13 protein-coding genes and 1 pseudogene are annotated in these 14344 nt (G+C 43.3%); 11 read left to right on the top strand and 3 right to left on the bottom strand.

Features of this window, described 5'->3' with window-relative positions; translation table 11 throughout:
- Window positions 1–422 precede the first annotated feature (422 nt).
- Window positions 423–1808, bottom strand: coding sequence for an amino acid permease (locus AACQ83_RS08160; RefSeq protein WP_112877134.1), 1386 nt, complete (start codon window positions 1806–1808; stop codon window positions 423–425).
- Between the two features lie 170 nt (window positions 1809–1978).
- On the opposite strand from AACQ83_RS08160, the gene queE reads away from it, so the two are divergent.
- Window positions 1979–2650 (top strand): 7-carboxy-7-deazaguanine synthase QueE, encoded by a 672-nt coding sequence (gene queE / locus AACQ83_RS08155; RefSeq protein WP_112877138.1) that lies wholly within the window; start codon window positions 1979–1981, stop codon window positions 2648–2650.
- 44 nt (window positions 2651–2694) lie between these two features.
- Here the strand turns inward: queE and queD are convergent, their stop codons facing one another.
- The gene (gene queD, locus AACQ83_RS08150) at window positions 2695–3057 is read right to left on the bottom strand and encodes a 6-carboxytetrahydropterin synthase QueD (RefSeq protein WP_112877133.1); all 363 of its coding nucleotides are present in this window, start codon (window positions 3055–3057) and stop codon (window positions 2695–2697) included.
- 276 nt (window positions 3058–3333) lie between these two features.
- Here queD and cysJ point away from each other — a divergent pair, with 276 nt between their 5' ends.
- From cysJ to AACQ83_RS08135, 3 genes are read left to right on the top strand one after another with little or no spacing between them, the layout of a single operon-like run.
- Entirely contained in the window at window positions 3334–5136 is a 1803-nt protein-coding gene (gene cysJ / locus AACQ83_RS08145) for an NADPH-dependent assimilatory sulfite reductase flavoprotein subunit (RefSeq protein WP_112877132.1), read from the top strand.
- Window positions 5136–6866: an assimilatory sulfite reductase (NADPH) hemoprotein subunit gene (gene cysI, locus AACQ83_RS08140; RefSeq protein ID WP_112877131.1), complete on the top strand. Its 1731-nt coding sequence runs from the start codon at window positions 5136–5138 to the stop codon at window positions 6864–6866. The genes cysJ and cysI overlap by 1 nt, the downstream gene beginning before the upstream one ends.
- Window positions 6863–7597, top strand: a complete 735-nt coding sequence (locus tag AACQ83_RS08135) for a phosphoadenylyl-sulfate reductase (RefSeq protein ID WP_112877130.1) — start codon at window positions 6863–6865, stop codon at window positions 7595–7597. The genes cysI and AACQ83_RS08135 overlap by 4 nt, the downstream gene beginning before the upstream one ends.
- A 117-nt stretch (window positions 7598–7714) precedes the next feature.
- On the opposite strand, the pseudogene AACQ83_RS08130 reads toward AACQ83_RS08135, so the two are convergent.
- Window positions 7715–8077: pseudogene (locus AACQ83_RS08130) on the bottom strand (type II toxin-antitoxin system HicB family antitoxin).
- A gap of 156 nt (window positions 8078–8233) precedes the next feature.
- On the opposite strand from AACQ83_RS08130, the gene cysG reads away from it, so the two are divergent.
- From cysG to ispF, 7 genes are all read left to right on the top strand, one after another.
- Window positions 8234–9646 carry a siroheme synthase CysG gene (gene cysG, locus AACQ83_RS08125; RefSeq protein ID WP_112877129.1) on the top strand — a complete coding sequence of 471 codons (1413 nt, stop codon included), beginning with the start codon at window positions 8234–8236 and terminating at the stop codon, window positions 9644–9646.
- A 9-nt stretch (window positions 9647–9655) separates the two neighbouring features.
- Window positions 9656–10564, top strand: coding sequence for a sulfate adenylyltransferase subunit CysD (gene cysD, locus AACQ83_RS08120; RefSeq protein ID WP_112877128.1), 909 nt, complete (start codon window positions 9656–9658; stop codon window positions 10562–10564).
- Between the two features lie 11 nt (window positions 10565–10575).
- Entirely contained in the window at window positions 10576–12018 is a 1443-nt protein-coding gene (cysN, locus tag AACQ83_RS08115) for a sulfate adenylyltransferase subunit CysN (protein ID WP_112877127.1), read from the top strand.
- Window position 12019: 1 nt separating this feature from the next.
- Window positions 12020–12652 carry an adenylyl-sulfate kinase gene (gene cysC, locus AACQ83_RS08110; RefSeq protein WP_112877126.1) on the top strand — a complete coding sequence of 211 codons (633 nt, stop codon included), beginning with the start codon at window positions 12020–12022 and terminating at the stop codon, window positions 12650–12652.
- Between the two features lie 146 nt (window positions 12653–12798).
- Window positions 12799–13119, top strand: a complete 321-nt coding sequence (gene ftsB / locus AACQ83_RS08105) for a cell division protein FtsB (RefSeq protein WP_065390098.1) — start codon at window positions 12799–12801, stop codon at window positions 13117–13119.
- Window positions 13120–13124: 5 nt separating this feature from the next.
- Window positions 13125–13856: a 2-C-methyl-D-erythritol 4-phosphate cytidylyltransferase gene (ispD, locus tag AACQ83_RS08100; RefSeq protein ID WP_112877125.1), complete on the top strand. Its 732-nt coding sequence runs from the start codon at window positions 13125–13127 to the stop codon at window positions 13854–13856.
- Between the two features lie 13 nt (window positions 13857–13869).
- Window positions 13870–14343, top strand: coding sequence for a 2-C-methyl-D-erythritol 2,4-cyclodiphosphate synthase (gene ispF / locus AACQ83_RS08095; RefSeq protein WP_088373993.1), 474 nt, complete (start codon window positions 13870–13872; stop codon window positions 14341–14343).
- Window position 14344: the final 1 nt, after the last annotated feature.

Genomic DNA, 14344 nt, shown 5'->3' with positions numbered 1-14344 from the left:
GGTAAACAGATTAAATCATCGCCCCCGAAAAACACGGGGTGGGAAGACACCGAATGAATTATTTAAGGGTATACGAACATGTTTACTTCCAGATTAACGATGTTGCACTTATTATGTGAATCTACCAATTCTTTATTATAAGAATATATCCGTCTATTTTTCAATGAATTAAATTCTTATTTAATTCATTGAAAAAACATGACTTTATAGCTTAAAAATATTATATCATTCTTACTTCGTTGTAACTTTTTATTATATGTTTCGACGGGTTTATATTATTAAAAATAAAATTTATTTATATTGAGATAATATATAAATTATTTTAATTAATATGTTGAAATTATATTAAGATAAATATTAAATATATTTCATTTGGATAATTAAAATAAATGCCAGATTAATCTGGCATTTATGAAGGAAAATTATTTTTTTATCTGATGGATTTGAGAAATATTTTTCTTTTTGCTAAAGAAATAGGTGATTGATAATAAGATTACCCATGTGATTCCCACAATTAATGCAATGCGGGTTTTTTCGAAATAGCCCAGTAATACAATAACAAATATCATAAAGATAATGGTTAATGCAGGTGCTATTGGCCACATAGGAACGGGGAATTTCAGGGCCTTAACTTCTTCTTTGCTCATTTTGCGACGCATAGCAACCTGAGAAAGTAGGATCATTAACCATACCCATACAGTAGCAAATGTTGCGATAGAGGCAATGATAATGAAAATTTCTTCCGGAATCATATAGTTGAGTATAACCCCAATTAATAGAACTGCTGACATAACGATTACAGTCATCCAGGGTACGCCATTACGGCTCAGCTTGGTGAATGATTTAGGCGCTTGTCCTTCTTGGGCCATGCCGTACATCATACGGCCAGCACCAAAAATATCGCTATTGATTGCTGAAACTGCGGCAGTAATCACTACGATATTGAGAATGTTAGCAGCAGAATTGATACCCAAGCTAGAAAAAATCTGTACGAATGGGCTACCTTCTTGACCGATCTGATTCCACGGATAGATACACATTAAAATAAACAGAGTCAGTACATAGAACAGCAGAATACGGAAAGGGACAGCATTGATTGCTTTTGGAATCGTTTTCTCGGGGTTTTTTGCCTCACTGGCAGTGATACCAATGACTTCAATACCACCAAAAGCAAACATCACAATGGCGAGTGAAGCTATCACGCCACTGATGCCATTAGGCATAAAACCGCCATATTCCCACAAACTGGCAATACCGGTTGCATGATCTGTTTCTTGACCGAATCCATAAACCATGATGGTCATACCACCGATAATCATAGCGATAATTGCGGTGACTTTCACAATAGAAAGCCAGAATTCCATTTCACCGAAAATCTTCACATGACAAAGATTAATTGCGCCAATAAAGCAGACAATGCTTAGTACCCAGATCCACTGTTCCACATGAGGGAACCAGAGCTTCATATAAAAACCAAATGCAGTAACGTCAGCCAGGCAGACGATCAGCATTTCGAATATATAATTCCATCCGGTTAGAAATCCGGCTAAAGGTCCGAGGTAATGGCTGGCATAGTGTGAAAAAGAACCGGCTACTGGATGGTGAACAGCCATTTCACCTAATGCACGCATCACCATAAATACGGCAGCACCGCCGATTAAATAGGCGAGTAATACGGCGGGACCAGCTTGCTGAATAGCAGCTGCGGAGCCATAGAACAGCCCTGTGCCTATTGCGGAACCTAATGCCATAAAGCGGATGTGCCGCCCGGTTAGACCCCGTTTCAGCTGAGTTTCATTATTCTGCATTATTTATTCCTGTCACTTTCTCAGTGCTAGATATATTTTAAGCACACAATGCCTCGACAAGTCGCATGTTAGCTAAGCGAAGCAAACCCCGTACCTTATCATAAAGATTGATGTTCGAGGGATAGATATCTGCAATAATGCGCCCTTGCTTAATGAAACCAGAGATTTTTATGTTTTACCCGATTAACGAAATATTCCAGACATTGCAGGGAGAAGGTTTTTTTACCGGAGTCCCGGCAATTTTTATTCGTCTACAAGGGTGTCCGGTTGGTTGTAGCTGGTGTGATACTAAGCACACTTGGGAGAAAGAAGCGGAAAAGCAACGGACATTGGAGACAATTTTACTGAAGACGAGTGAAAGCAATGAATGGAGTGAAGCTTCGCCTAAGCAAATTGCGGTGCTGTTTGTTCAACAGAAATATACCGCACGTCACGTTGTTATTACTGGTGGTGAGCCTTGTCTTTATGATCTTATTCCTCTGACCGAAGAGTTAGAAAGCCTTGGCTACCAATGCCAGATAGAAACTAGTGGAACGTATCATGTTAAATGTTCTGTTGCTACTTGGGTGACAGTTTCACCAAAAGTTAATATGCGTGGTGGTTACCAGGTATTGCAGCAAGCTTTACAAAGGGCTAATGAAATAAAATATCCGGTTGCGAGGGAAAGAGATATTGAAGCATTGGATGGGTTATTGGCGACATTAGATGGCAACTCATCACGCATTATTGCACTGCAACCGATTAGCCAGAAAGAAGATGCTACCCGTTTATGTATTGAAACCTGTATTGCCCGTAATTGGCGGTTGTCTATGCAAACACATAAATATTTGAATATTGCCTGAGAAAAGCTTACTGCACTGGAGGTTTCCTGGTGCAGTAAGTTGTTTCATTTGCCGCGGAAAATACATCCCGCATTACAGGTTTCTTTCACCATAACGGCACTGAGTTGTGGAACTATTGGTTTAACTTTATGCCAAATCCAGGTTGCCAATACTTCGCTGGTTGGATTTTCCAGTCCAGGGATATCGTTCAGGTAATGGTGATCTAGCTGTTCCCAAACAGGTTTGAATAGGGCTTTTAAATCGGCAAAGTCCATAATCCAGCCACTATGAGGATCGACCTCCCCGGTAATTTCCAGTCGTACCATAAATGAGTGTCCATGCAGACGACCGCATTTATGGCCTTCTGGGACATGTGGCAGACGGTGGGCGGCTTCAAACTGAAAATCTTTAAAAATCGTTGTGCTCATAGTGGTTCTCCCTGACTTCAAAAAACCCGCTATTCTACCCGATCTTCTGAATTAAACCTGGTTTTTTCATTTTTTTGCCATTGCTCTTATTAACTGTTTTATAGATATATTAAATCTGTAAATATGGTTAGGCGTTTTGGTTATTTGATATTGCGATAGTTTCTTTAAATAGTAACAAGTCGCTGAGATAACCTTACAAACCATCCCTATTTATTTTATTTACTAAAAATAACGGACATTTGTAATCGTAAAGGGCAGCACAGGATAAACAGGATAATGAGCATAAAACCACCTTCAATTTCACTTCTTCCGGTTTCACCTGAACAACTAGCGCGTTTGCAATCGGCAGTTGGGGATTTTTCACCGACTCAATTAGCTTGGCTGTCTGGTTATTTTTGGGGAATGGTGAATCACCAACCACAGGTTCAGGTTGTGGCTCCTGCGGTTCCGGCACAGGAGACGATTACATTAATTTCAGCTTCACAAACTGGTAATGCTCGTCGTTTAGCTGAGCAGCTCCGTGATGATTTGTTGGCAGAGAAACTCAATGTCAATTTGTTCAATGCCAGTGATTATAAATTCAAACAAATTGCTCAAGAGAAAATACTGATAATTATTGCTTCTACTCAAGGTGAAGGAGAACCTGCCGAGGAAGCGGTTGCATTGTATAAATATCTCTATTCTAAAAAGGCGCCGAAGCTGAATGATACGGTATTTGCGGTTTTTGGTCTGGGTGATACCTCTTATGAACGCTTCTGCCAGGCTGGAAAAGATTTCGATAATCGTTTGAATGAATTAGGTGCTCAACAACTTCTGGAGCGTGTGGATGGTGATGTGGAATATCAACAGGTTGCGGCTCAGTGGCGTAAACAATTAACTGAGATCTTGAAACAGCGTGTTCCGGCTGAGACAGGGACTGTGATTACTACTGCACAGAATGGATCGGTAAATGAAATTTTCTCAACTTCTTATACTAAACAGGCGCCATTGACTGCGGCCTTAGCTACCCGTCAGAAAATAACGGGTCGTAGTTCTGATAAAGATGTTCGTCATATTGAAATTGATCTGGGTGATTCAGGTTTGCGTTATCAGCCAGGTGATGCTTTGGGTGTTTGGTTTGAAAATGATCCGGAGCTGGTGGATGAAGTGTTGAATTTGCTCTGGTTGCAGGGAACAGAACAAGTTGAGGTTAATGGTCAGAAATTGTCATTAAGAGAAGCGTTGATCAGCCATGTTGAGCTAACCCAAAATACCAGTGTGATTGTGGAAAAATACGCGGTTCTCGCGAAAGATGAAAAATTACTTTCTTTGATTGCTGATAAACAAGCATTACAGCAATACGCTCACAATAAACCGATCGCCGATATGATAAGAGAAGCGGCTTCTCAACCAGAGGCGCAGCAATTTATTGATTTGCTACGGCCTTTGACACCAAGACTCTATTCAATTTCTTCTTCTCAGGCAGAAGTGGAAAATGAAGTTCATCTTACAGTTGGTGTGGTTCGTTATGAAATTGATGGGCGAGCCCGCACCGGCGGTGCATCCGGCTATCTAGCAGATCGCTTACAGGAAAATGGCGATATTCGTATTTTTATTGAGCATAACGATAATTTTCGTCTGCCTGCTGATCCTCGCACGCCTGTCATCATGATTGGGCCGGGAACCGGAATTGCGCCATTTCGGGCGTTTATGCAGCAAAGAGAGGCCGATGGCGCGGAAGGGAAAAATTGGCTGTTCTTTGGTAATCCACATTTTACTGAAGATTTTCTCTATCAAGTGGAGTGGCAGCGTTATGTCAAAGATGGCCTGTTAACCCGTATTGATCTGGCATGGTCCCGTGATCAACAGCATAAAGTTTATGTTCAGGACAAGCTGCGTGAGCAAGGTGAAGAAGTATGGCGTTGGATAAAGGAAGGAGCACATCTGTACGTGTGTGGTGATGCAAACCGCATGGCGAAAGATGTGGAACATGCGTTGTTGGATATTATTGCTGAACATGGCGGTATGGATACCGAACAGGCAGATGAATTTTTAAGTGAACTGCGCCTTGAGCGCCGTTATCAGAGGGATGTGTACTAATGAATGATAAACAACATGGTCCTTTGATTGTCGAAGGTAAACTGGCTGACAGTGAGCGTATGAAGCAGGAGAGTAATTTCCTGCGAGGTACGATCAGTGAAGATTTAACTAATGGCTTGACGGGAGGTTTTGAAGGGGACAATTTCCTGTTGATTCGTTTTCATGGCATGTATCAGCAGGATGATCGTGATATCCGTGCTGAACGCACAGAGCAAAAACTGGAGCCACGTCATGCAATAATGTTGCGCTGTCGTCTGCCGGGTGGCGTGATTACGCCACAACAATGGTTGGGCATTGATAAGTTTGCTGAAGAGAATACCCTTTATGGCAGTATCCGGTTGACTAACCGCCAGACATTTCAATTTCATGGCATTCTAAAAGGGAATGTAAAACTTGCGCATCAATTGCTGAATCAAGTTGGACTGGATTCGCTCGCGACGGCGAATGACGTTAACCGCAATGTGCTTTGTACCTCGAATCCTATTCAATCAGAGCTACATCAGCAAGCTTACGAATGGGCGAAGAAAATCTCAGAACATTTACTGCCGCGTACCCGTGCTTATGCTGAACTCTGGTTGGATAAAGAAAAAGTCGCAACGACCGATGAAGAGCCGATTCTTGGCTCGACTTATTTGCCGCGTAAATTCAAAACCACGGTAGTTATTCCTCCACAGAATGATGTTGATCTGCATGCCAACGATCTGAATTTTATTGCCATTGCAGAAGGTAGCAAGCTGGTTGGTTTTAACGTGTTGGTGGGTGGTGGTTTGGCGATGACTCACGGTGATAAAAATACCTATCCACGTATGGCGAGTGAGTTTGGTTATATCCCGCTTGTACATACGCTGGCAATTGCGGAAGCTGTGGTGACAACTCAGCGTGATTGGGGTAACCGGACTGAGCGTAAAAATGCCAAAACCAAATATACGTTGGAGCGGGTTGGTGTTGATACTTTTAAAGAAGAGGTAGAGAGACGCGCTGGCGTGAAATTTGAGGCAATCCGACCTTATGAATTTACTGGTCGAGGTGATCAAATTGGCTGGCTGAAAGGCATCGATGATAAATGGCATTTGACGTTGTTTATTGAAAATGGTCGCCTTTTGGACTACCCCGGCAGGCGGCTGAAAAGTGGGGTTGCTGAAATTGCAAAAATACATAAAGGGGATTTTCGCCTGACGGCCAATCAGAACTTAATCATTGCTGGTATTCCTGAAAGTGATAAACAACGCATTGAAACTATCGCCCGTCAGCATGGGTTGATTGACGATAAAACCACAGTTCAGCGTGAAAACTCAATGGCTTGTGTTTCTTTCCCAACGTGTCCATTGGCAATGGCTGAGGCTGAACGTTTTTTACCGGAGTTTGTCACCCACGTTGAACAACTGATGAATAAACACGGTATTGGTGATGAACATATTGTTTTGCGGGTGACAGGTTGTCCGAATGGTTGCGGTAGAGCGATGTTGGCGGAGGTAGGGCTAGTTGGCAAAGCGCTTGATCGTTATAACCTTCATCTTGGCGGTAATCGAATTGGCACCCGTATTCCACGCATGTATAAAGAAAATATCAGCTCACAAGAGATTTTATCCATCATGGATGAACTCATTGGGCGTTGGGCGACGGGGAGGCAGCCAAATGAGGGTTTTGGTGATTTCCTGATCCGCACAGATATTATCAAACCGGTATTGGATTCAGCCCGCGATTTTTACGATTGGCAGGAGGCGGTATGAGTCAATTCAGTTTATCTCAATTTGTTAGCATGACTGCTGAACAGCAAGAGCAATCACTGGCTGAGATTAATCAGCGGCTTGAAATGATGGATGCTCACCAGAGGATAAACTGGGCATTAGAAAATTTGCCAGGGGAGTTTGTTCTTTCCTCCAGTTTTGGTATTCAGGCGGCGGTATGTCTTCATTTAGTGACACAGGAATATCCTGACATTCCGGTCATTCTTACTGATACGGGTTATCTATTCCCTGAAACTTATCAATTCATAGATAAACTCACAACGCAGTTGAAACTGAATTTGCAAGTATTCAGTGCTGACCATTCTCCGGCTTGGCAGGAAGCTCGATATGGGAAATTGTGGGAACAAGGCGTAGAGGGAATAGAGTGTTACAATCAGATTAATAAGGTTGAACCCATGAATCGGGCTTTGAAAAATCTGAGAGCACAAAGTTGGTTTGCTGGTTTACGCCGTCAGCAATCTGAAAGTCGATCAAAATTACCGGTTCTGGTTGTACAGCGGGGAATATTTAAGATTTTGCCGATTATCGACTGGGATAACCGACGTGTGCATCAATATCTGACAAAGCATGGCTTGGAATATCATCCATTATGGGAACAAGGTTATCTCTCTGTTGGTGACATCCATACAACCCAAAAATGGGAACCGGGCATGAGTGAAGAACAAACCCGTTTTTTTGGCTTGAAGCGAGAATGTGGGTTACATGAAAACTAAAAATCCGGTATTTCCTGAGTGGGAATAATGATAAAGCCCTCGCTGTGTTTTAGGGCGGGGGTGATGATTAATATAAATAGTCTGAAAGACAATTTAATCCTGATGTGTAATGGATTTTTACGCGTGTTTCATTCGCTCATTTAAAGTTTCAATGATGAACGCGTTCACCGAAATCTGATGCTCGGCTGCTGCACAATGTAATCGCTCCCCAAATGATTCGGGGTAGCGCAGAGTGAATGTTTTGATTTTTTCTTGCCTTGCATAAGGTTCAATACCTGATGCGTTGCAATCTTCAAGATATTCATGTAGAGATATTTCACCCTCATCTTACAATCCTTGAATACTATCAGAGACAAAATCACAATAACCAGACAGCCCTAAAAATTTACCCCTGAACATGCCGATTTCTGGCACGTAGCTAATAACAGCCTGTTGTCCAGCGACAACCATTGTATTTTGTACTTTCATCTTTATCCTCATGCAATCTAATGAAATGCTATTTTGGAGAGATCACCTATATTCCATTACAGAACAATTAATTCCTTTTTGTCATTTTATAACTTTACCTCCGACTCATATATTCATTCGAAACAGTTTCAGTACTTATAAATATTTCACTGGATATCAAGGGCAATCGTGGATTACTTACCGATATTTGTTGAGCTGAAAGGGCGGCTTGTATTGCTTGTCGGTGGTGGAGAAGTGGCCGCACGTAAGGCGACTCTACTACTACGGGCAGGTGCATTATTACAAGTTGTAGCGCCTGAATTGTGCTCTGAATTACAACAGTGTTATCAAGCTGGTGAGTTGGAATGGTATAAGGAAGAATTCCAGCCTGAATATCTTGATGGCATCTTTTTGGTCATTGCTGCGACTGATGATTATATTCTGAATCATCAGGTTTTTACTGAGGCGAATAGGCGCAGTGTTTTGGTCAATGTGGTTGATGATCAAGCTCATTGCTCATTTATTTTTCCATCAATTATCGACCGTTCTCCGGTTTTGGTGGCGATTTCATCAGCGGGAAAAGCGCCGGTATTAGCGCGTTTAATCCGCGAGAAACTAGAAGCGTTACTGCCTTCCAGCCTTGGCATGATGGCAAACATCGCCGGGAATTGGCGTGATCGAGTAAAACAGCGATTAACTTCCATGCGCCAGCGTCGTTCTTTTTGGGAACAGGCTTTCAATGGTCGTTTCGCTATGTTGGTTGCAAACGGTCAGATCCAACAGGCGGAAAAACAGCTTGAGCAACAACTAGAACAGTCTGATTCTCAGGGAGAACTGGTTTTGGTTGGGGCTGGTCCTGGTGATCCGGGATTGCTGACGTTAAAGGGGTTACAGGTTATTCAGCAGGCAGATGTGGTGCTTTATGATCATTTGGTGAGCAGTGATGTACTGGATCTGGTTCGCCGTGATGCAGATAAAATTTGCGTTGGCAAAAGAGCGGGTAATCACTCTGTTTCTCAGGAGGAAACTAACCGATTGATTGTGAAATTTGCCGGACAGGGGAAAAAAGTGGTTCGCCTTAAAGGCGGTGATCCCTTTATTTTTGGCCGTGGCGGTGAAGAACTACAAGTTGCAGCATCGGCAGGTATCCCTTTTCAGGTTGTACCGGGCATTACCGCCGCCATCGGGGCGGCGGCTTATGCAGGAATTCCGCTAACTCACCGGGAACATTCACAGAGTATCACTTTTATTACCGGTCATTGTCGAGAAAAGGGTAATGAGTTGGATTGGCCTGCTTTGGCTAGAGGTCATCAGACGCTGGTGATTTATATGGGGACGGTAAAGGCAGCCTTGATAAGTCATCAATTAATTTTACATGGGCGAGCGGAAGATACACCAGTAGCCGTCATTGGTTGTGGTACTCGTCTAGAGCAGCAAGTGTTAACCGGTACTTTGCTTGAACTGGAACAGTTAGCACAGCAGGCACCGTCACCGGCCTTACTGGTGGTGGGAGAGGTGGCTCAACTCCACCATCAGATAGCTTGGTTTGGGCAACAATCTATTGCCAAGATAAGCCGTCCGGCAGTAGTCAATTTAGCATAAGGAGTTGTAATGGATGAGAAAAGATTGACACACTTGCAGCAACTTGAAGCTGAAAGTATTCATATTATACGGGAAGTGGCCGCCGAGTTTGAAAACCCAGTGATGCTTTACTCTATCGGTAAAGATTCTTCGGTCATGCTTCATCTTGCACGCAAGGCGTTCTATCCGGGAACATTGCCATTTCCTTTGCTGCACGTGGATACGGGCTGGAAATTTCGCGAAATGTACGAGTTTCGTGATCGTACTGCTAAGAATTACGGCTTTGAACTATTGGTGTATCGCAACCCGCAAGGGGAAGCAATGGGAATCAATCCATTTGTGCATGGTAGTGCCAAACATACTGACATCATGAAAACCGAAGGGTTAAAACAGGCGCTGGATAAATATGGTTTTGACGCCGCTTTCGGCGGTGCTCGTCGTGATGAAGAGAAATCACGTGCCAAAGAGAGGATCTATTCCTTCCGTGATCGTTCACATCGTTGGGACCCTAAAAACCAGCGTCCTGAATTGTGGCGTAATTACAACGGTCAGATTAACAAAGGTGAAAGCATTCGCGTATTCCCGCTTTCCAACTGGACTGAACTGGATGTCTGGCAATACATCTATCTGGAGCAAATTGATATTGTTCCTCTCTATTTTGCTAAACCGCGTCCGGTAATAGAGCGTGATGGTGCGCTGATTATGGTTGATGACGATCGGATCAATCTGAAACCTGGCGAAGTTATCAGCCAGCGCAAAGTTCGTTTCCGTACTCTTGGTTGTTGGCCGCTGACGGGAGCAGTGAAATCTGATGCTGAAACATTGCCGGAAATTATTGAAGAGATGCTGATATCGACGACAAGTGAACGGCAAGGGCGGCTGATTGATAGTGATCAATCTGCTTCTATGGAACTGAAAAAACGTCAAGGTTATTTCTAAGGAGTACAACCATGTCAGCACTTGCACAGAATGAAACTATTGCTCATCAAATTAAACAACAGGGCGGTGTGGAAGCTTATCTGCACGCTCAACAAGAGAAAGGATTACTGCGTTTCCTGACGTGTGGCAGCGTGGATGATGGCAAAAGTACTCTGATTGGACGCTTGTTACATGATACCCGTCAGATCTACGAAGATCAGCTTTCAACATTGCAGAATGACAGTAAACGTATCGGTACTCAGGGTGAAAAATTAGATCTGGCTTTATTGGTGGATGGTCTTGCCGCAGAGCGCGAACAGGGTATCACCATTGATGTGGCTTATCGTTATTTTTCAACAGAAAAACGCAAATTTATCATTGCTGATACACCGGGACATGAGCAGTACACCCGTAATATGGCAACGGGTGCATCGACCTGTGATCTCTCTATTCTGTTGATTGATGCGCGTAAAGGTGTTCAGGAGCAGACCCGTCGTCACAGTTTTATCAGTACATTGCTAGGTATTCGCCATTTGGTGGTAGCGGTGAATAAAATGGATCTGGTGGAATATCGTCAGGAAGTTTTTGATCAGATCAAACAGAATTATATGAATTTCGCTGCTCAATTGCCGACAGATTTGGACGTTCATTTTGTCCCAATCTCTGCACTTGATGGCGATAATATTGTCACTAGAAGTCGAAATATGGATTGGTATGAAGGACCAACGTTGTTGGATATTCTTGAGACAGTTGATGTAAAAAAGGAAGCCTCGAAGCAGTTACTGCGCTTCCCGGTACAGTATGTTAGTCGGCCTGATCTCGATTTTCGTGGTTATAGTGGCACACTTTCGTCTGGGATTTTACGTAAAGGGCAGAAAGTTAAAGTCATGCCGTCCGGTATCTGCTCTCAGGTGGAGCGGATAGTGACTTTTAATGGTGATTTGAATTTTGCTGTTCCGGGTGAAACCATTACGGTGGTGCTGAAAGACGAAGTTGATATCAGCCGAGGTGATCTCCTGATTTCTGCCGATGATGAGATGATGGTTACCCGGCATGCGCTGGTGGATGTGGTATGGATGTCTGAACAGCCTTTGGTGCAGGGGCAGAACCTTGATATCAAAGTGGCGGGTAAAAAGAGCCGTGGGAAAGTTGAGAACATTCAATATCAAGTGGATATTACTCACCTGACACAGCGGGTGACTGTTGATTTACCATTAAATGCCATTGGATCGGTGGAATTTTCTTTTGAAGAACCATTAATGCTCGATAGCTATCAGCAAAATAGCGACACTGGCGGCATTATTTTGATCGATCGACTGACTAATGTCACTGTTGGTGCGGGGTTGGTACGTGAAATTCAGACAGATGTTTATGAAGGGCCAAAAGGATTCAGCGAATTTGAACTGGAATTGAATCGGTTGATTCGTCGTCATTTCCCTCATTGGGGAGCCAGAGATTTACTGGGAGGTAAATAAATTGGCTGACATTGAAAATTTGCTATCAGAAAATGTTGTCTGGCATCCACATCAACTGACCAGAGTGCAGCGGGAGATTGAAAATGGACATCCTGCATTGGTTATTTGGTTCACTGGTTTATCGGGTTCAGGGAAATCCACTGTGGCCGGGGCTTTAGAGCAGGCCCTGTTCCAACGAGGAATAAAAACTTATTTGCTTGATGGTGATAACTTGCGTCATGGCCTTTGTAGTGATTTGGGTTTCTCCGAACAGGATAGGCAGGAAAATATCCGCCGTGTGGGTGAAGTTGCCAGTTTGATGGTCGATGCGGGTTTAGTCGTGCTGACGGCTTTTATCTCCCCTCATAAAGCAGAGCGGAAAAAGGTTCGTGAACTGTTAGAACCAGGGCAATTTATTGAAGTTTTTGTCGATACACCACTGGAAATTTGTGAATCCCGTGATCCAAAAGGATTGTACAAAAAAGCCCGTGCCGGTGAAATTCGTCATTTCACGGGGATTGATTCAGTCTATGAGGTTCCCGATAACCCGGAAATTTATCTTCCAGGCCAGCAATCCGTTGAAATCTCCGTGGCCCAGTTGCTGGTGGAATTGGAAAAGAGCGGCATTATACGCTCAATGATTCATCACGGATAACGTCAACAAAAAGCACATTATTGCGTTTTCAGTGATGTGCTTGTGTAAAATAGCTGCATTCAACTATTTTTCTCATACCCTGTTTTGTGATAGTGGCGTCATTCTTTGAGTTATGGGATGATTGACAGATATTTTAGGGGGCGGAAATGGGTAAACTGACGCTACTATTACTGGTTTTACTTGGATGGCTACAGTATTCACTGTGGCTTGGTAAAAACGGCATTCATGATTATGTGCGAGTTAAGAATGATGTTGCGATGCAAGAGCGTAATAACAGCAAACTTAAAGCGCGTAACGATCAGTTATCGGCGGAAATTGATGATCTTACGGGTGGACAGGAAGCCATCGAAGAGCGATCCCGTAGTGAATTGGGTATGATCAAACCGGGTGAAACTTTCTATCGTTTAATTGTTGATAAATCTAAAGAAAACACTTCGCGTCCCTCGACTCCAAATAATACTCAATAATTAAAATGAACAATCTATTACTTCGTTCCTGTGCTGATATTATTGCTTTGGTACCAGCAGCGGGTATTGGTAGCCGAATGAATTCGGATTGCCCAAAGCAATACCTGTCTATTGCTGGAAAGACTATTATTGAGCACACCTTGGCTGCATTACTTGCTCATCCCCGTATTCAGCATGTTGTGATTGTTTTAAATCCCGCGGACACACAGTTTCAATCCCTTGAGATTGCATCAGATTCGCGCATTACTACGGTAACCGGTGGTGAACAGCGAGCAGATTCTGTGCTGGCTGGTTTAAATCATCTGGTTCATTTGACTGGCAATGATCATTGCTGGGTTTTAGTGCATGATGCGGCCCGCCCTTGTTTACACCGTGACGATCTTGACCGTTTGCTGCAATTGGCAGTAGCCGATGAACAGGGAAATATGGCATGCGGTGGTATTCTGGCATCGCCGGTCCGCGATACGATGAAACGCGGACGGGTTGGTCAGATTATTGACCATACAGTAGAACGGCAAGATCTCTGGCATGCATTGACACCGCAGTTTTTTCCATTGATGTTACTAAGGGATTGTTTGTCAAAAGCACTTTCTCAACACGCGAATATCACAGATGAAGCTTCCGCACTGGAATATTGCGGCTATCAACCAGTGTTGGTTAATGGGCGTTCGGACAATATAAAAGTCACGCGCCCTGAAGATTTGGCATTGGCAGAATTTTATCTGTCTAGAAAATAAAGGAACAGACATCATGAGGATCGGGCACGGTTTCGATGTGCATAAATTTGGTGGTGAAGGACCGATTATTATCGGTGGTGTTCGTATTCCTTATGAACAAGGGTTGTTGGCACATTCCGATGGTGATGTTGCTCTCCATGCAGCAACGGATGCTTTGTTAGGTGCTGCGGCATTGGGCGATATCGGGAAATTATTCCCAGATACTGATCCGGCGTTTAAAGGCGCGGATAGCCGTAAATTATTACGTGAAGCCTATTCACGTATTAGAGAAAAGGGTTATCGGATTGGCAATCTGGATATTACGATTATCGCTCAAGCCCCCAAAATGTTGCCGCATATCCCACAAATGAGAGTCAATCTGGCAGAAGATCTGCAATGTCACATTGATGATATCAATGTTAAAGCCACAACCACCGAAAAATTGGGATTTGTTGGGCGTAAAGAAGGTATTGCTTGCGAAGCGGTTGCTTTGCTGGTTAAGGAATAAT

Origin of the sequence: Photorhabdus sp. S10-54, from assembly GCF_963878145.1 — a bacterium.
In the GTDB taxonomy this organism is placed as follows: domain Bacteria; phylum Pseudomonadota; class Gammaproteobacteria; order Enterobacterales; family Enterobacteriaceae; genus Photorhabdus; species Photorhabdus kayaii.
This window is presented reverse-complemented; position numbering and strand designations above follow the sequence as displayed.